We start from the raw sequence: 17,398 nt of genomic DNA, 5'->3' as shown, positions 1-17,398 counted from the left end.
AAGCAACTGCTCTGCTTTTTGTGGTGGCAATACAATTCGGACGCGGGGTGGAGCAGCTCGGTAGCTCGTCGGGCTCATAACCCGAAGGTCGTCGGTTCAAATCCGGCCCCCGCAACCAACTTCTGACTGATTTTCTTCTGCATTACCTCTCTGATCCCCTCCAGCATCTGTTGCTTGCACACAATAATGTGTGTTTTTCCGATCCCTCTCGCCATTTGTTCGGTATCATCCTGCTTTCTGTTCATGGATGAGGCCGCACCCTGTGATGACCCCTTTTAGCTATTCTTCTCCCCAAATCACGATGCAGAGCACCTCCCTCGCCGAAGTAATGGCAGGGCCGGCTGCCGTCAAACTCCTGCTCATTGCCGACTCAGCGCGCGATACCCTGCTGGCGACGCCTCCCTTTGCCGCCGTGGCAACCCAGATAGCCCTGGGTCAGAAGGCCCCCTATTCCCTTGACGACAGTCAGGGGCTGCAACGGGTGATCTTCATGGATGCCCGCCCGGTCCTGGATCATCGGCTCTACAAGCAGGTGCGCAGCTGGGTGGGCTCGCTGGCGGGTCTCAAGGCGACGCACCTGGCGCTCCATCTGGAGGGCTTTGACGATGAGCATCGCGCGCAACTGGCAAGGGTGGTGCTCGCCTGCCTGCTCGCCGCCGATGTGACCCTGCCGACCCAGAAACGGAGTGAGGCGACAAGACCGGGTTATCAGCAGTTGCAACTTTCCCCCCCTTGCGAGCTGGACATGGCCCGCCTGAGCGCAGAAACCGAAGGCAACGGTCTGGCTCGCCACCTGGCGGTGCTGCCAGCGTCCGAGCTCAATGCCCGTCATTACCGGGTCTATGCCCGGGAGCTGGCGCAGCAGGAGGGGTGGCAGTGGCAGGAGTTCGACGAGGCGGCCCTCGCCAAGCTCGGCGCCGGCGCCTTCCTGGCGGTGGCCCGTGGTTCGGCGGACGGTCAGGCCGCCATCGTCAGGCTCAGTTACTGTCCGGCCAACCCGGTGCGCCGCGTCGCGCTGGTGGGCAAGGGGATCTGCCACGACTCCGGTGGCTACAACCTGAAAGTCGGTGGCAGCATGTATGGCATGCACCTGGACATGGGGGGCAGCGCGGTGGCCCTTGGCACGCTGCTGGCCATCAGCCGGGCGAAACTCCCCGTTGAGGTGCACTGCTGGCTCGCCATCGCCGAGAACCACATCGGTCCGCAGGCCTTCCGGCCCGGTGAGGTGGTGACCGCCCTCAACGGCACCACCATCGAAGTGGTGGACACCGACGCCGAGGGGCGCATGGTACTGGCGGATGCCCTGACCCTGGCGGCCGGGGACAAACCCGACTTGCTGATCGACTACGCCACCCTGACCGGCGCCTGCAAACGGGCGCTCGGCAGCCGTTACAGCGGCGCCTTCACCAACCGCCCCGAGTGGCTCACCACTCTGATCGCGCTGGGCCAGCAGAGCGGGGAACGAGTCTGGCCCTTCCCCCTGGACGAGGATTACGATGACAACCTCGATAGCGAGTGGGCCGATCTGTTACAGTGCGCGCCGGGCGCCTCCCCGGATCACATCGATGCCGCCCGTTTTCTCACGCGCTTCGTGCCCGCCGAGCTTCCCTGGTTGCACCTCGACCTGAGTGGTTTTCGCAACAAGGGGGGCAATGGCGTGGTGGGCAGCGAGGTAACCGGCTTTGGTGTCAGGCTGACCCTGACCCTGCTCGACAGCCCTCTGGGGATGGGTGCGCCCGACGCATGACAACGTGGCCAAGCACAATCAATAAGGACAAGCGTGAAACAAGCAAGCTATGACTGGGTGCTGTTCGATCTGGACGAAACCCTGCTCGATTTTCCGGTCGCCAGGGCGCTGGAGCGGACCCTGCAGATCTACGGCGTGGCGCCGACTCCCCCCAAGATGGCGGAGTACCATGCCCTCAACCAGCGGCTCTGGCAGCAGTACAACTCAGGGGAGATTGACGCCACCCACCTGCAGCAGACCCGTTTTTCGCTCTTTGCCGAGCAGGTCAACGTGGCGCCCATGGCGATGAACGAGACCTTCCTGCAGCAGATCATCGCCCTGAGCGTGCCGCTGGAGGGGGTGGAGGAGACCCTGCAGGCCCTGAAGAGCAAGGTCAGAATGGGGATCATCACCAACGGCTTCAGCCTGCCCCAGCGCGGGCGCCTCGACAAACTGGGCTGGAACAGCTGGTTTGAGCCTCTCGTTATCTCTGACGAGGTGCAGGTGACCAAGCCGGCGGCGGCCATCTTCCAGCATGCCCTGGCGCAGATGGGTCAGCCGAGCCCGGCGCGGGTGTTGATGGTGGGGGACAATCCCAAGACCGACATCGCCGGTGCCGCCGCCCAGGGGCTTGCCACCTGCTGGTACAACCCGGGACGGGAGACAGGTCCGTGCGAGGCGACCCACGAGATCCACCACTTCGCCCATCTCTGCGCGATCGTGCTGGGAGAGTAGGTCCCCTATGCCCGCAAGGGTGTAAAAAAACAAGGCAGCCCATGGGCTGCCTTGTTTGCATCCGGCGTCTGCTAGCGGCCGAGGCGGGCGAGCAGCCAGGCCTCCAGCAAGGCCACTCCGGGGGCCAGCACGGCTTCGTCGAAGTCGAACTCCGGATGATGGTGGGGGGCCGCGAGGTTGGCTCCCAGGATGAGATAGGCGGCTTCACCGCCGTGCTGCTGTACCCGCTCGATGAGGAAACCGGCATCCTCGCTGGCCCCGAAGCGGCGGGTGTGGATGGTATCAAGGGAATTCCCCTCTGCGAGAGGCACGATTTCCTCGATGAGGGCTGGGCTGTTCTCGATGCCGATCGCTTCCCCCTGTTTGCGGATGTGGTAGGTCGCGCCCTGCATCAGGGCCGCCCCCTCCACAATCTGCTGCACCTGATTGAACATGTAGTCGTTGAGGGCCGGCGTCGCGCCACGGGTCTCCCCCATCATGCGGGCATGGCCCGGGATGACGTTGCGTCCACTGCCGCCGTTGAGCTGGCCCACGTTGATGCGGGTCATGCCGTCCCGATGGCGGGGAATGCCGAGCATGGCGGTGGTGGCCATGCAGGCCGCCGCCAGGGCATTGTGGCCCGCGTTGGGCTCGAGCCCCGCATGGGCGGCTTGCCCCATGAACTCCACGTCGAATTTGGTTGAACAGAGAAACTCGGTGGGGTTGACCACCAGCTCACCGCTGCTCGCGTGAATGCCGATGTGCAGTGCCAGCAGGGCGTCCACGTCATCGAGCTGCCCCCCTGCCGCGAGCGCCTTGCCGCCTCGGCAGCCCTCTTCAGCCGGCTGGAAGAAGAGCTTGATGCGGCCAGTGAGGCGATCGGCGAGGGCCGCGATCCGCTCGGCCAGCACCAGCCCGATGGCGGTGTGACCGTCGTGGGCACAGGCGTGCATCCAGCCCGGGTTGGCGGAGTGCCAGCCTCCCTGGCCGGGCAGGTGTGACGCCTCCTGGCTCTCTTCGACCTCCACCGCATCGATATCGAAGCGAAACGCCAGGGTGGGGCCGGGGCGCCCGCTCTCCCAGAGTCCCATCACGCCGGTGAGTGCGTCGATCCGCGTCATCCACTCCGGATGCGCCCCCTGGTGCAGGGCACGGGCCTTCTGGGCCTGGACGTCTATTTCCCGTCCCATGATGAGGGTGCTGGCGAGCAGTTGATCCCCCAGCATGATGGAGAAACCGAGTTCACTGAGGTGTTGGGCGATGAGGGTGGTGGTGCGAAATTCACACCAGGCGGCTTCGGGGTGACGATGAAGGTCGCGGCGCCAGTGGCGCAAGGCATCCTGAGTCATGGTGGTTCCTGCGTGGCAAATCCAGCGGCCATTGTGACGGGCAGGGGGGCAAGAGTAAATCCCGCAGGGGGAGATGCGACAAGGGGAGCCCGGGCTCCCCTTGAAAGAGGGCATGGATGTCGACGAGGTCGTTTTGTGCGCGCAGATCGCGCTCAATGATGGCTTGGCATCATCCTTTGCCAGAGCGCGTCAAAAACCCATGTTGCAGTCTGTTTTTTGAACCACCCCTCTGGTGGTAGAGGTGGCAGATGGCTGATTGACCGACTTAGAGCTGTGCCAGCGACGGCATGGAGACGGCAACCAGAGTGAAAAACACGGTGAAAACGGCGGTAACTACGAACTCTTTCATGATTTTATCTCCCTTGGTTGGCTCATGATGGAACCAAGATACCACAACAGAACGATAAAACAACGAAAAATGTAATTATGAGGCGAAAATGGTTTAGCGGTGAAATATGGCTGTATTTTTCCAAGTTTAAGGGCATTTTTTGTCCTGGAAAGGATTTCATGGTGATGCCAGTGAAATGGGATACATATAAAGTCTTTAAATACATTGAGTTATGTTGATTTTGTGACTCTCTCCTTGGAGGTTCCGATTGGCTTCTTTGTGGTGATCTCCATTTTTAGTCAGCAAAATGGCCTGCGGGATGCGCCGATTGGTGTCGCCATAGTGAGGTTGGTGGCTGTCAGCCAGGTTTTGTCATCCCATGTCATGTTTTCTCACGACTTGTATCCCAACCCCAGTCTGCAAGGCTGTTGCCAGCCAGGGTTATCCGATGAAGGCTCAATTTTCTGCTCATCCCAAACAGGCTGAGAGCAAAAAGAGTACAGAAAAACGACAAAAGGGCCGCCAAAGGAGCATGGAAGGGAAGGGGGAAAGCGGGAAAATGGGGGTTCGATCTTCATGGGGCCTTGGGTGGCCGGAAGCCCCGTTTTTCGCTGTTTTCTTGGGGGGGCGAGCCACCGGGCCCGCGCGCAGGGGAAGCGGGAGATATCGTCTGCCCACCCGGGTTGCTATATGGCGCCAGTGTGATGGGATGAAGGGCAGGGGAGGCCTGGCGCAGGGCCGTGGCACTGCGCCACCAAGGCCTTTATCCATACCCGTCGCGAACAAGGTGAGCAAGTAGAAAAGCGGGGGAAAGAAGTAAAGGAGAAGGTCGTGGGGTCAGAGGCTCAGGGCCGCCGGGCAAGGGGTAAGACATGGCGACAGTGGCCAGTGGATAGCCGGGCCCCCGCAGAGGGAGGAGGGGGTGAGGAGCCCGCATAAAAAAACCCTCCAGAGGAGGGTTTTTTGTCAGACCACAGCCTTTAGAACAGGGTGGTGGAGAGATCGTACAGCTCCTGGTTGAACGGGCGCTTCAGATTCTCGATGCAGTCGATGATGTCGTGGTGCACCATCTCGTTGCCCTGAATGCCGACGCAGCGGCCACCCTGGCCCGCCAGCAGTTGCTCGACGGCGAAGGCACCCATGCGGCTGGACATGATACGGTCACGGGCAGTGGGAGAACCGCCACGCTGGATGTGACCCAGGATGGTGGCGCGGGTTTCGCGGCCGGTCATGGCCTCGATGTCTTTTGCCAGGGCGTTGACGTCGGTGACATGCTCGCAGATGGTGATGATGGCGTGCTTCTTGCCCTTGGCTTCCCCTTCCTTGATCTGTTGCAGCAGCTTCTCCTTGTCGAAGGCCACTTCCGGCACGATCACGTACTCGGCACCACCGGCAACAGCGGCAGACATGGCCAGATCGCCGCAGTGGCGGCCCATGATCTCGACCACGGAGATGCGGTGGTGGGAGCTGCAGGTATCGCGCAGGCGGTCAATGGCGTCCACGACCACGTTCAGGGCGGTGTCAAAGCCGATGGTGAAGTCGGTACCGGCGATGTCGTTGTCGATGGTGCCCGGCAGGCCGATGCAGGGGAAGCCCTCTTCGGTCAGCTTCTTGGCACCCATGTAGGAGCCGTCACCGCCGATGACCACCAGGGCATCGATGCCGTGTTTCTTCAGGTTTTCGACCGCTTCGGCACGGACTTTCGGATCCTTGAAGGCGGGGAAACGGGCGGAGCCGAGGAATGTACCGCCACGGTTCACGACGTCGGAAACGCTGTGACGCTCGAGCTTGACGATACGGTCTTGGTGCAGACCGAGGTAGCCATCATAGATGCCGTAAACTTCCAGGCCATGATGCAGACCGGCGCGCACCACGGCGCGGATGGCTGCGTTCATACCCGGTGCGTCACCACCACTGGTCAAAACACCAATACGTTTGATTTGTTTGGTCATGAGTGCCTCTGGATCTGAGTTGTCGAAAATCAAGATTCTGAAAAATACGGCTGGCCGCTTTTACTATATCGGCTTTCCTATGGCGAGAGGGTCCATAGGAAAGCGATATGCAAAGAGGGGCGGGGCCCCTCTTTGCTTGGCGCTTACTTGGCGGCGCCAGCGATGATCTGGGAGAAGTCGTCCACTTTCAGGGACGCGCCACCCACCAGGCCACCGTCGATGTCCGGCTGGCCGAACAGGTCGGCAGCGGTGGCGCCAGTCACGGAGCCGCCGTACAGGATCTGTACCTTGGCAGCCACGGCTGCATCAAAACCGGCCAGGTATTGACGGATGTGAGCATGCACGGATTGTGCGATCTCCGGGGTGGCGGTCTTGCCGGTGCCGATGGCCCATACCGGCTCGTAAGCGATGACGGCGTTCTCGAAGGAGGCGATGCCGCAGCGATCGATCACGGCCTTGAGCTGGGTCTCGACCACCTGGTTGGTGGTACTGGCTTCGAACTGGGCCAGGGTTTCACCGATGCACAGCACGGGGATCAGGCCGCCCTTCTGGATGGCTTCGTACTTGGCAGCCACCACGTCGTCGGTCTCTGCGTGCAGGGTACGACGCTCGCTGTGGCCGACCAGGGAGTAGGTGCAGCCGAAGGCTTTGAGCATGGAGGGGGCGTTTTCGCCGGTGAAGGCGCCGGACTCGTGAACGTCGGCGTTCTGGGCACCGTAGGCGATCTTGCTGCCGGCGGTCAGCTGTTCAACCAGACCCAAAAAGATAACCGGCGGGCAGACGGCCACTTGCACGGAAGGATGAGCGGCAGCGGCCGGGGTCAGTCCTTTGATCAGGGCTTCTACAGAAGCCTTGGTGCCGTTCAGTTTCCAGTTACCCATTACCAGGTGCTGTCTCATCTTCTATATCTCCTAGGCATTTGATTGCGCAACATTATATGAATTGAACCGAGCCCAAGATAGCTGACCCGGCGGCAAATGACGTAATTTTTTTTCGCTTTCCTGATCCAAATCAGGAATGCAAGGCGCGATTGCTCACTCGGTGACCTGCCCACGCAAACGGGCCCACCATACCCCAATCCACTCGTGAATGGCAGCCTCGGAATACATCAGATAACGCCCCTTGGGGAGGTAGCTGTAGAGGGGTTGCGGCTCCTGACTCTGCTTGGCGGTGTAATCGGTGGGAGCCGGCACCGCATCGAGTCCCTGACTGCGATAGAGGGCCATGGCCCGGGGCAGGTGGGTGGCCGAACTCACCAGCGCCACCCGCTTGCCGTTGAGGTGGGCGGCGATGCTGACCGCCTCGTCATGGGTGTCTTTGTTGTTTTCAAACAACGTCATGCGCGCACGCGGGATGCCAAGGCTTGCCGCCATGCGGGCGTTGACCTCGGCGTTCGACAGGGGATCCCCGGCCACGGCGCCGGAGAATACCAGCTCGGCCTCTGGATAGGCCAGGGCCAGGCGAACCCCTTCCAGGGTGCGCGCCAGGGAGATGTTGTTTTGCCAGGCGCGCTCTGGGATGGCCGGATCGCTCACATGACCGTTGCCCAGCACGACGATGGCCTGGATGTCCGAATGCTGGCTCACCTCGAAGGGGGGATAGGTCTGCTCCAGGCTGCGGGCCAGCTCGTAGCTCACCGGCCGCGTCCCCATCAGGGCGATGATCACCAAGGAGAGGGTCGCCAGCAGCCTGCCGCTTTTTTGAAAGCGGGTGAACCAGAGCAACGCGAGCGCCAGCACCAACAAGGAGAGAGAGAAGGGGAGCGGCATCAGCAGATGGCCCAGCCATTTCTTGATGACAAAGAAGTTGAGCTCGAACACGACAGACACGTCCTTGAGTTTTCAGCAAATTCGGGATGTGACAGAATACCCCTCTTTTTTCCTGTGGCCCAATCCGGTGTGGTTCCTCCTGCGGCCCTCATGGCGGGGCGGTCGAAGATGAGTGTGTCTTGAAGCAAGATCAGAGTTTTGACGGGCGCGCGGACAAGTTCGCTCGCAACATTTACGACTCCACCAAGGGGCGCATTCGCACCACCATTGTCTGGAGTGACATCGAAGCCTGCCTGGCGCGCCTGGGCAACCGGCCGCTGCGCATCCTGGATGCCGGCGGCGGCTTTGGCTACTTCGCCCAGAAACTGGCGGCCATGGGCCATCAGGTGGAGCTGTGCGATTTGTCGGCAGAAATGCTGGATCTGGCCCGGGAGCAGATCGCCCAGAAGGGGTTGGAAGACAGAATTCGTCTCATCCATTGCCCCATTCAGGATCTCAAGCACCAGGTGACCGGCACCTTCGATCTGGTGCTCTGTCACGCGGTACTGGAGTGGCTCGCCGAGCCGCGCCAGACCTTGCTGGGTCTGTTCCCTTTCGTCAAGGCAGGGGGCATACTGTCGCTGCTTTTTTACAATCGTCACGGCCTCCTGTTCCAGAGCCTGGTGGTGGGTAATTTCGACTATGTGCGCCTGGGCCTTCGCAAGAAACGCCAGACCGCCCTGACACCCACCAATCCCCAGTTGCCGGAGCAGGTCTATGACTGGATAGGCCGGGGGGGATTGCGGATCATCGGCAAGACCGGGGTGCGTGTCATCCACGACTACATGCGCCACAAGCAGGATCAGGTCGAGAAGTTCGAGGATCTGCTCGCCATGGAGCAGCAATATTGCCGCCAGGAGCCCTTTGTTTCCCTGGGGCGCTACATCCATGTGATGGCCCAGAAACCGGCCGGTTGAGCCCCACCGGCGTGAATACGATGCGGGATCCAGCCGCCGGGGCGCCACCGACCCCGGCCTATATCACCACGGCAGGCAAAGACCTGCCGACTATAACAACGAGATGATAACGTCATGATGAGTACATCCCGTACCCTGCCAGAGACGGTGGGATGGGTCAGACAGGAGGGGTTGGCGCTGAACCTCCCCACCGACAGGCTGGCCTTTCTGATAGCGATCAAGACGCTCTCCGAGGACGAGTCTGATCTCTCGGAGGCCGCGCTGCACGATGCCTTTGGCTATGTCAGCAGTGCCTTCGGCCAGATGGACGAGACCCTCACCGGTCGCGCCAACAACGCCATCAACGATCTCATTCGCCAGCAACTGCTGTCGCGTTTCACCACCGACATGGTGGCGGGGGAGAGCCTCTACCGCCTGTCGCGTCTTGGCATGAGCATCGTCGATTTCTTCATGGATCAGCGCCAGGTGGACTCCATCAAGCTCTCCATCCTGCTCGAGCACCTGGCGGCCGAGCTCGACACCGCCCGCAAGGCGGCGCTCGAGACCAACACCCGGGAGCAGTGGGACGCCGAGGTGCTGCCGCGCCTCTCCTTCTCCCTGGAAGAGACGCTCGGGCGCATCGATCTCACCCAGCGCGCCATGGACGAGCAGCAAAACCAGGTCAAGAGCGAGATCGCGGCCCTGCTGACCCAGAACTGGGTCGATGCCATCCACAGCTGCGAGAAGCTCCTGCACGAGACCGGCCAGACCCTGCGCGAGTTGCAGGACACCCTGGACGCCGCCGGCCACCGCCTACAGGCGGGGCTGCTCAACATTCAGGAAGCGGCCCAGGGGCGCGATGATCTGTTCCACGTCGAGGAGCTGACCCACGCCCTGCAGGGGCGTCTGGACGTCATCACCGCCTGGGGCCAGCAGTGCATTGAGCTCTGGTCCCGTTATGACAGGCACGTCCACAAGTTCATCCGCAACGCCATCGACATGGACAAGAACCGCGCCTTCAGCCAGCGGCTGCGGGAATCCATCCGCAACTTCGAGCAGCACAGCTGGTTGTTGCGGGTGGCCGAAGAGCCCCGTTTGCTGGAGCTGCGGGATGAAACCATCGCCATCCACGACGAGGAGGTGACCGGCGAGGTGCCCCTCGAGATGGAGTACGTGGAGATGGTGGACATCAACCAGGAGCTGGCGGAGCGCATCGAGCGCTACCTGGCCCGCTACCCGGAGCAGGGAGATCGGCTGGATCTTGCCGACGTGCTGCGGGAATACCTGCTGGACTACCCGGCTCATGCCCACTTCGACGTGGCGCGCCTCCTGATCGATCAGGCCGTGCGTCTCGGCCATGCCAGCGGTGAGCGCGAACATCACCGCCAACCCGCATGGAAACCCATCAACCAAGCTGGATCCAAGGTTCAGGCCTATGTCATCGATCAATACTGAATTCCCCTTGCCCCTGCGCCTCGCAGAGGCCATCGCCAACCCCTTGTTTCCGCGCATCGACACCGCCCTGCGCTCCGGTCGCCACATCAGTGCCGACGAATTCGAGCAGCACTCGGCCCTGGTGGAGTACCACCAGGAGCTGGAGATCTTCTACGGTCGCTATCAGGTGGAACTCATCAAGGCGCCGGAAGGCTTCTTCTACCTGCGTCCGCGCCCGAGCGCCGACATCGGTACAACAGTGTTATCTGAGCTCGATATGCTGGTGGGCAAGGTGCTCTGCTACCTGTTCCTGAGCCCGGACAGGCTCGCCTCTGAAGGGGTGTTCGCCATGGGCGAGCTGCAAGAAGAGGTGCTGAGTCTGGCGGACGAGAAGCAACTGCTGCGCATGGTCAACAGCCGCTCCGGCGGCACGGATCTGGACAAGAAGAAGCTGCTCGAGAAGATCCGCACCTCCATGCGTCGCCTCAAGCGCCTCGGGATGATCACCCCCCTTGGCAACAGCGACAAATTCCGGGTCAACGAGTCCGTGTTCCGCTTCGCCGCCGATGTGCGCTCCGACGAGGATCCCCGTGCGGTGCAACTGCGGATGATCCAGGAAGGGGAGGCCATTTTCCACGACGACGAGATGCCGAGCAGCGATTCCCTGTTCGAGGATATCGAAGAGGATCTGGACGAAGAGCAGCTGGAGCTGGAGGTGGAAGATGATCTGCAACGTTAATGTGCCGGCACTGATGGTGTCTGCCGGTTTGATGGAGAGTGTGGCGTGAGAGGCAAATTCAAATCCCTGACCATGGTCAACTGGAACGGCTTCTTCGCCCGCACCTTCGATCTCGACCAGCTGGTCACGACCCTGTCCGGCGGCAACGGCGCGGGCAAGTCCACCACCATGGCGGCCTTTATCGCGGCCCTCATTCCCGACCAGTCACTGCTTCACTTCCGTAATACCACGGAAGCGGGTTCCAGCAGTGCCTCCCGCGACAAGGGGCTCTACGGCAAGCTGCAGCGTGGCCACTGCTATTCGCTGCTGGAAGTGATGAACAGCCGCGAGCAGCGGATCTGGGTCGGCGTTCACCTGGAGCAGGTGGCCAACCGTGACAACAAGGTCAACATCACCCCGTTCGCCCTGGTGGATGTGCCCGAGCACCTGGCGCCCACGGATCTGCTGCTGGAGAAGCTCGACGACGGCAAGGGCCGGGTACGTGCCTTCGCCGATCTGAAGGGGGCGGCAGCGGAGCTTGGCGCCATCAAGGTCGCCAAGTTCAATACGGTGACCGATTATCACAACTTCATGTTCGAGTTCGGCATCACCCCGAAGAAACTGCGGGATCAAAAGGATCGCGGCAAGTTCTATCGCCTGATCGAAGCCTCCCTCTACGGCGGTATTTCGTCTTCCATCAGCCGCTCCTTGCGTGAATACCTGCTGCCGGAGAACTCCGGGGTGCGCAAGGCGTTCCAGGACATGGAGGCGGCCATCTACGAGAACCGCCGCACCCTGGAAGCCATCAAGGAGACCCAGGGTCAGCGGGATCTCTTCAAGAATCTCATCACCGAGACCACCCACTATGTGGCCGCGGAGTATGTGCGGGGCGCCGCCGAGAAGAGCCGTCTCTCCGAGCTGGCCCTCAAGGCACGCTCTGAGCTCGCCGGCAAACGCCGTTTGCTTGCCGAGGAGAAACAGCGCGCCATCTATCTGGCGGACGAGGTGGATCAGCTCACCAACCGCGAGAAGCTCCTGACCGACGAGCTGGAGTCCGCCGCCGAGCACCTGGCCAAGGTGATGGCGGCCGTGGCGCTGCAAAAGAAGATTGCCCTCTATCGCGCCGATCTGGCGGAGCTCAACGACAAGCTGGAGCAACAGCAGGCGGTGGTGGAAGAGATCCACGGCCAGTTGCTGGAAGTGGAAGAGCGCAAGGAGCTGGCCCAGGCAGAGGTAGACAGCCTCAAGACCCAGCTGGCCGACTATCAGCAGGCGCTCGATATCCAGCAGACCCGCGCCATCCAGTACCGTCAGGCGGTGCAGGCCCTCGATGCTGCCCGCGAGCAGTGCGAGCTGCCGGGGCTGACCGCCGAACAGGCGAGCGACACCCTGCACCAGTTCCGCGCAGCCGAGCAGAGCCTCACCAGCCGGGTGCTGGGGGCCGAGCAGCAGCTGGCGCTGGCCAAGGCGGCGGTGGCCGAACACGAAGCGGCGCTGGCGCTGCTGCTCAGCATCGCCCCCGAGACAGTGCGCGAGGCTGCCTGGCCCACCGCGCAGGGGCTGCTCAAGCGCCACATCGAAGACAAGGCCCGCATTGCCCAGGGGCAGGGTCTGCGCGCCGCGCTGGCTCGCCTCGAGAAAGAGAGCGAAAGCCAGAAGACGCTCTTGCGGCTGCGAGACGAGCTGGCCCAGGCGTCTGGTCAGCACATTGCCAGCCAGGACGAGCTGGAGATCTTCCTCGAAGCCCAGCGCACCCGCCAGGAGGAGCTCTCCGAGCAGCAGGCAGAGGCCAATCAGCGCCGCGCCAGCCTCGAACATCAGGGCACTCAGCTGGGTCGCGATATCGCGGAGCTGACCAAGCTGGCCCCGCGCTGGCTCAAATCCTTTGAAAAACTCGAGCAACTGCGCGAGCAGAGTGGCTTGGCCTTGGCCACCGCCGAAGAACTCTCTTCCGGCATGCAGAGCGTGCTCGACAAGGAGCGGGAGTTCGAGCAGGAGAGCAACCGCATTCAGGGCCAGAAACAGGCGCTGGAGATGCAAATTCGCAACCTGCAGCTGGGTGCCGGCGAGGCGGATCCGCGTCTTGCCCGCATCGCCGAGCAGGTGGGGGGCGTGCTGCTCTCGGACGTCTATGACGACATCTCCATCGATGATGCCCCTTACTACTCCGCACTCTACGGCCCGGCTCGCAGCGCCCTGGTGGTGCTCGACCTCGAAGGCGCCATCGAGCGGCTGAAAAAGCTGGAAGATTGCCCGGAAGATATCTACCTCATCCAGGGCAACCCCGACTCCTTTGACGAGGATCTGGTGGAAGCGGATGAGCTGGGGGACGCCGTGCTGGTGCGCACCAGCAAGCGTCAGGTGCGCTTCTCCCGCTACCCCGAGCTGCCGCTGTTTGGCCGCGCCGCCCGGGAAAAACGGATCGAGCAGCTCGATCTTGAGCGGGAAAACCTCATCGAGGGCTACGCCAAGGCCGCCTTCGAGCAGCAGAAGTACCACCGTCTCTACGGCCACTTCCGCGACTTTATCGGCCAGCATCTGGATATCGCCTTCCGCCCGGACCCCGAAGCCGAGGTGCAGGCCAAGCAGCACGAGCAGCGCAAGCTGCAAGAAACCATCGCCGAGTGCGACAAGCAGCTGAGTGATGCCAAAGCGGCCGCCGCCCAGCTGACCCGCCATATCCAGCTGGTGCAGGGGATGCTGCCCTTTGCCCACCTGTTTGCCGAGGCAGACCTGGCGGCCCGCCTCGAGGCGGCTCACGCCGATGTGGAGGCCCTTAAAACAGCCGAAGCCTTTATCGCCAAACACGGCAAGGCGCTGGAAAAACTGGAAACCATGGTGCAGGTGCTGCGCCAGGATCCCCAGGATCTGGCGGCCCTGCAGGCGGCCTTTGACGAGGTGAGCGACCTGCTGGCCGAGCAGAAGCGCCGTTGCTACGCCTTCGATCAGCTGGTGGCCCGTTTGCCGCACTTTGCCTATCAGGATGCGCAAGATCTGCTGGGCAAGGCGTCCGAGATGAGCGAGCGACTCAAAGAGAAGCTCAAGGCGGCAGAGCTTACCGCCCGCACCGCCGGTGAGCAGCACAAGCAGATCACCCAGCGCCACACCGAGGCGCTGCAACTGCGCACGGCGCTGGATTCCAGCGCCTCGGCCAAGGGGCAGACCCTGGCGGAGTTCGAGCAGGAGCTGGCGGCCATGGGGCTGACCCTCTCTGACGATATGGAAGAGAAGGCCCGTGCCCACAAGAAAGAGATTGAAGAGCTGCTTATCCGCACCCGGACCCGCCGCACCAGCGCCGAGGCCCAGTTGCAGGTGTGCAAGCGCGAAATCGAATCCCTTGGCGGTCGTCTCAAGCTCGAAGGCAAGGATTACTACAGCGCCCGTAAATCCCTGGTGGGTCACAAGGCGAGCTGGTCGCGGGTGGTGCGTCTGGCACGGGAGACCGACGTCGAGAAGCGTCTGAACAAGCGCGAGCTGGCTTATCTTGACAGCGACGAGCTGCGCTCCATGTCGGACAAGGCCCTCGGCGCCCTGCGGGTGGCGGTGGCCCACGACGAGGCCCTGCGCGATGCGCTGCGGCTGTCGGAAGGCAACCGCAGCACCGAGCAGAAGGTGGCCTTCTACGTGCAGGTCTACCGTTACCTGAAAGATCGCATTCGCAACGACATCATCCGCTCCGATGACCCGGTCGAGGCGATCGAGGAGATGGAGATCGAGCTGGCGCGTCTCGCTGACGAGCTCAAGCAGCGGGAAACCCACCTGTCCCTCTCCTCCCACGAGGTGGCGGCCAAGATCACCAACATCATCCGCCGGGAGCAGAACCGCATCCGGGTATTGAACCAGGGCCTGCAGAACATCGCCTTCGGTCTGGTGCGCGGGGTGCGTCTCAACGTCAATATCCGCGAGGCCCACACTCGCCTCCTGACCGCACTCGCCGATCAGAGCGCCATGCACAACGATCTCTTCGCCGACAAGGAGCTCAGCTTCTCCGAGGCCATGGCCAAGCTCTTCCAGCGTCTCAATCCGCAGGTGGAGCAGGGGGAGCGCAACTATCAGGTGATGGGGGACGTGCTGCTGGATTATCGCAACTACCTGGAGCTGGAGATCGAGGTGCAGCGCGGGGCCGACGGCTGGCTGCGTGCCGAGAGCGGCGCCCTCTCCACCGGCGAGGCGATCGGCACCGGTCAGGCCATCCTGCTCATGGTGCTCATCAGCTGGGAGGAGGAGTCCCGCCGTCTGCGCGGCAAGGACATCGCTCCCTGCCGCCTGTTGTTCCTGGACGAAGCGGCGCGGCTTGATGGCAAATCCATCGCCACCCTGTTCGAGCTGTGCGAGCGCCAGGATATGCAGCTGCTTATCGCGGCGCCGGAGAACATCAGCCCCGAGAAGGGCACCACCTACAAGCTCATCCGCAAGGTGCAGGGCAAGCACGAGCATGTGCATGTGGTGGGGCTGCGCGGCTTTGGCTTCGCCGACGACAAGCTCATCGCCTGACATCTTCCCCTGACAGGGGCTGACGGGTGAACACACAAACGGGAGGCTTGGGCCTCCCGTTTTCCATGGGAAATGTGAGAGAGTAGGCCCCTGTTAACGGAAGCCTGACTGGCGATGCTGGTCGCTCTGTCCCATCGAGGAAGCAACGCATGACGACGCGACAAAAAGGGCTGCTGGCCTGCCTGTGCCTGCTGCTGGCCGCCTGCAGCAGCCAGCCTGATGCAGGCAGTGCGGGCAACTGGCGAGGCTATACCCAGACGGGGCTCGCCTCCTATTACGCCGATCGCTACCACAACAAGCGCACCGCCAGCGGGGAGCCTTACCAGCGCCACGCCAACACCGCCGCCCACATGACACTGCCCTTCGGCGCCCTGGTCAGGGTCACCAACCTGGCCAACGACAAGAGCGTGGTGGTGCGGGTCAACGACAGGGGCAACTTCCCCCGCGGGCGCATCATCGATCTCTCCAGGGCGGCGTTCAGCGCCATCGGCAATCCCCGATCCGGGCTTATCAAGGTCAGGATTGAGGTGCTCTAGTCACCGGGTCTGCATGTGCCGGTGCCCCTCCATACCCGGGCCGCTGGAAGAGGGCATTTCCCAGTGATCGCGGGCCATCTTCTTTATTCCATTGGTGAGGTCGCCAACGCGACTTCCCATTTTCCGGTGTGCCATTAAGATAGCCAAACGAAAAACAGGGTGTCTTTGCCATCTGGCGGCAACCGGGCATGGCATGGTGTGCGAGACACCCCTTCAACCCCTGCCCATGTTTTGTCGCTAAGGAGCAGGCTATAAAGAGAGACGTCATTCACAGGGAGGATCAGAACATGACTGACAAGCGCGCCATTCAGGCAACGGCCATCCCCGAGCACAAGGCAAAGTCCCTCTATCCGGAGCCCTTTGCCTCCCTGGTCAAGCACCGCACCCGGCGCAGGCTGGGGGATCATTTCGGCCTCGCCAACTTCGGGGTCAATCTGACGACCCTGGCACCGGGAGCCATCTCGGCGCTCAAGCACCATCACGGCCTGCAGGACGAGTTCGTCTATGTACTCTCGGGCAATCCCACCCTGCGCCACGGGGAGGAGGAGTACCGGATGTCGCCGGGGGAGTGCATCGGCTTCAAGGGGGGCAGCGGCCTGGCCCACCAGTTGCTCAACCACGGTGAGGTGGACGCCGTCTATCTCGAGGTGGGCGACAGGCTGCCAGGGGACACCGTCGACTATCCCGATGACGATCTGGCCCTGGTACAGGGGGCCGATGGTGCCTGGTCAGCCAGACACAAGGATGGCACCCCCTACTAGGGGGGCCTCTTCGCGCAATGAGAGAGACCTCCATGGTGTTCAGCCCCTTTTCTGCTGTCAGGGCAGAGGATTTTCTGCCGCTGCTCAACGACGAGACGCTGCGAAAGCACCTGATCCCTCACCCGCTTTTCGATGTGGCCGGGGTGCACGACTGGATGGCGTACAAGCTGGGAGTCGACGCCCGGCCAGATTGCCGCGTGCGCGCCATCTTCCTCGACGGCACCCTGGCGGGGTGGTGCGGCATCCAGCCCGATGACGAGGGGGTGGAGCTTGCCATCGTGCTCGCCAGGGCCGGCTGGGGAAGCGGCGTGGCGATTTTCAACGAGATGATGGGGTGGGCGAGGGAGCTTGGCCATCGGACGATACTCTTTCACCTGCTGGATACTCGCCCGCCTTATCGGTCCCTCGCCAGACGGGCCATCTGGGTGAGGAAAACGCGCCTGGGCGAACACCCTTTCACCACCTATTGCCTTGACGTTGAACGTTGGTCTGCAGGCCCTTAGCCTGGACCAGGGGGGCAGCAAGCCGTGCCGCCTCCTGGCGGGTCCCGTTGCCACCCTTTGCGCCATGATCCCTCCCGCTCGTTTGTTCCTCCGTGCACGGCGTGGTTATCCACCCCGTTGAACACAGTGTTCATTCTGCCCCCCTATATGGCCCCCACCGTCCTGCCTACACTGGGCAA

13 protein-coding genes and 1 tRNA gene are annotated in these 17,398 nt (G+C 62.4%); 10 read left to right on the top strand and 4 right to left on the bottom strand.

Annotation, left to right across the window (positions count from 1 at the left end):
* Positions 1–41 precede the first annotated feature (41 nt).
* The 3 genes from AB7E19_RS06380 to yjjG all read left to right on the top strand — a co-directional run bounded on the left by AB7E19_RS06380 (position 42) and on the right by yjjG (position 2,461).
* Positions 42–118, top strand: a tRNA-Met gene (locus tag AB7E19_RS06380).
* Between the two features lie 144 nt (positions 119–262).
* Positions 263–1,747: a M17 family metallopeptidase gene (locus tag AB7E19_RS06375; RefSeq protein WP_427934746.1), complete on the top strand. Its 1,485-nt coding sequence runs from the start codon at positions 263–265 to the stop codon at positions 1,745–1,747.
* A 33-nt stretch (positions 1,748–1,780) separates the two neighbouring features.
* The gene (gene yjjG / locus AB7E19_RS06370; RefSeq protein WP_010674855.1) at positions 1,781–2,461 is read left to right on the top strand and encodes a pyrimidine 5'-nucleotidase; all 681 of its coding nucleotides are present in this window, start codon (positions 1,781–1,783) and stop codon (positions 2,459–2,461) included.
* A gap of 71 nt (positions 2,462–2,532) precedes the next feature.
* On the opposite strand, the gene AB7E19_RS06365 is transcribed toward yjjG, so the two are convergent.
* The 4 genes from AB7E19_RS06365 to elyC all read right to left on the bottom strand — a co-directional run bounded on the left by AB7E19_RS06365 (position 2,533) and on the right by elyC (position 7,889).
* Positions 2,533–3,789, bottom strand: a complete 1,257-nt coding sequence (locus AB7E19_RS06365; RefSeq protein WP_427934745.1) for an amidohydrolase — start codon at positions 3,787–3,789, stop codon at positions 2,533–2,535.
* A 1,308-nt stretch (positions 3,790–5,097) separates the two neighbouring features.
* Positions 5,098–6,069, bottom strand: a complete 972-nt coding sequence (gene pfkA / locus AB7E19_RS06360; protein WP_010674852.1) for a 6-phosphofructokinase — start codon at positions 6,067–6,069, stop codon at positions 5,098–5,100.
* Positions 6,070–6,212: 143 nt separating this feature from the next.
* The gene (gene tpiA, locus AB7E19_RS06355) at positions 6,213–6,968 is read right to left on the bottom strand and encodes a triose-phosphate isomerase (protein ID WP_319899912.1); all 756 of its coding nucleotides are present in this window, start codon (positions 6,966–6,968) and stop codon (positions 6,213–6,215) included.
* A gap of 135 nt (positions 6,969–7,103) precedes the next feature.
* Positions 7,104–7,889 (bottom strand): envelope biogenesis factor ElyC, encoded by a 786-nt coding sequence (gene elyC, locus AB7E19_RS06350; protein ID WP_427934744.1) that lies wholly within the window; start codon positions 7,887–7,889, stop codon positions 7,104–7,106.
* 128 nt (positions 7,890–8,017) lie between these two features.
* Here elyC and cmoM point away from each other — a divergent pair, with 128 nt between their 5' ends.
* From cmoM to AB7E19_RS06315, 7 genes are all read left to right on the top strand, one after another.
* Positions 8,018–8,794 carry a tRNA uridine 5-oxyacetic acid(34) methyltransferase CmoM gene (cmoM, locus tag AB7E19_RS06345; protein WP_039040723.1) on the top strand — a complete coding sequence of 259 codons (777 nt, stop codon included), beginning with the start codon at positions 8,018–8,020 and terminating at the stop codon, positions 8,792–8,794.
* A gap of 114 nt (positions 8,795–8,908) precedes the next feature.
* Positions 8,909–10,228 carry a chromosome partition protein MukF gene (mukF, locus tag AB7E19_RS06340; RefSeq protein WP_039040724.1) on the top strand — a complete coding sequence of 440 codons (1,320 nt, stop codon included), beginning with the start codon at positions 8,909–8,911 and terminating at the stop codon, positions 10,226–10,228.
* A complete protein-coding gene (mukE, locus tag AB7E19_RS06335) occupies positions 10,209–10,946 on the top strand; it encodes a chromosome partition protein MukE (RefSeq protein ID WP_029314572.1) in 738 nt (245 codons plus the stop codon). Before mukF ends, mukE begins: the two co-directional genes overlap by 20 nt.
* 45 nt (positions 10,947–10,991) lie before the next feature.
* Entirely contained in the window at positions 10,992–15,419 is a 4,428-nt protein-coding gene (gene mukB / locus AB7E19_RS06330) for a chromosome partition protein MukB (protein WP_427934743.1), read from the top strand.
* Between the two features lie 149 nt (positions 15,420–15,568).
* Positions 15,569–15,955: a septal ring lytic transglycosylase RlpA family protein gene (locus AB7E19_RS06325; RefSeq protein ID WP_221365490.1), complete on the top strand. Its 387-nt coding sequence runs from the start codon at positions 15,569–15,571 to the stop codon at positions 15,953–15,955.
* 287 nt (positions 15,956–16,242) lie between these two features.
* Entirely contained in the window at positions 16,243–16,716 is a 474-nt protein-coding gene (locus tag AB7E19_RS06320) for a cupin domain-containing protein (protein ID WP_041215097.1), read from the top strand.
* Positions 16,717–16,733: 17 nt separating this feature from the next.
* On the top strand, positions 16,734–17,219 hold the full coding sequence (locus AB7E19_RS06315) for a GNAT family N-acetyltransferase (protein ID WP_427934742.1): 486 nt from the start codon (positions 16,734–16,736) through the stop codon (positions 17,217–17,219).
* The last annotated feature ends 179 nt before the right edge of the window (positions 17,220–17,398 follow it).

The organism is Aeromonas sp. (genome assembly GCF_050252055.1).
In the GTDB taxonomy this organism is placed as follows: Bacteria; Pseudomonadota; Gammaproteobacteria; order Enterobacterales; family Aeromonadaceae; genus Aeromonas; species Aeromonas caviae.
Note: the sequence above shows the minus strand (reverse complement) of the source record. Positions and strands in the feature narration are given on the sequence as shown.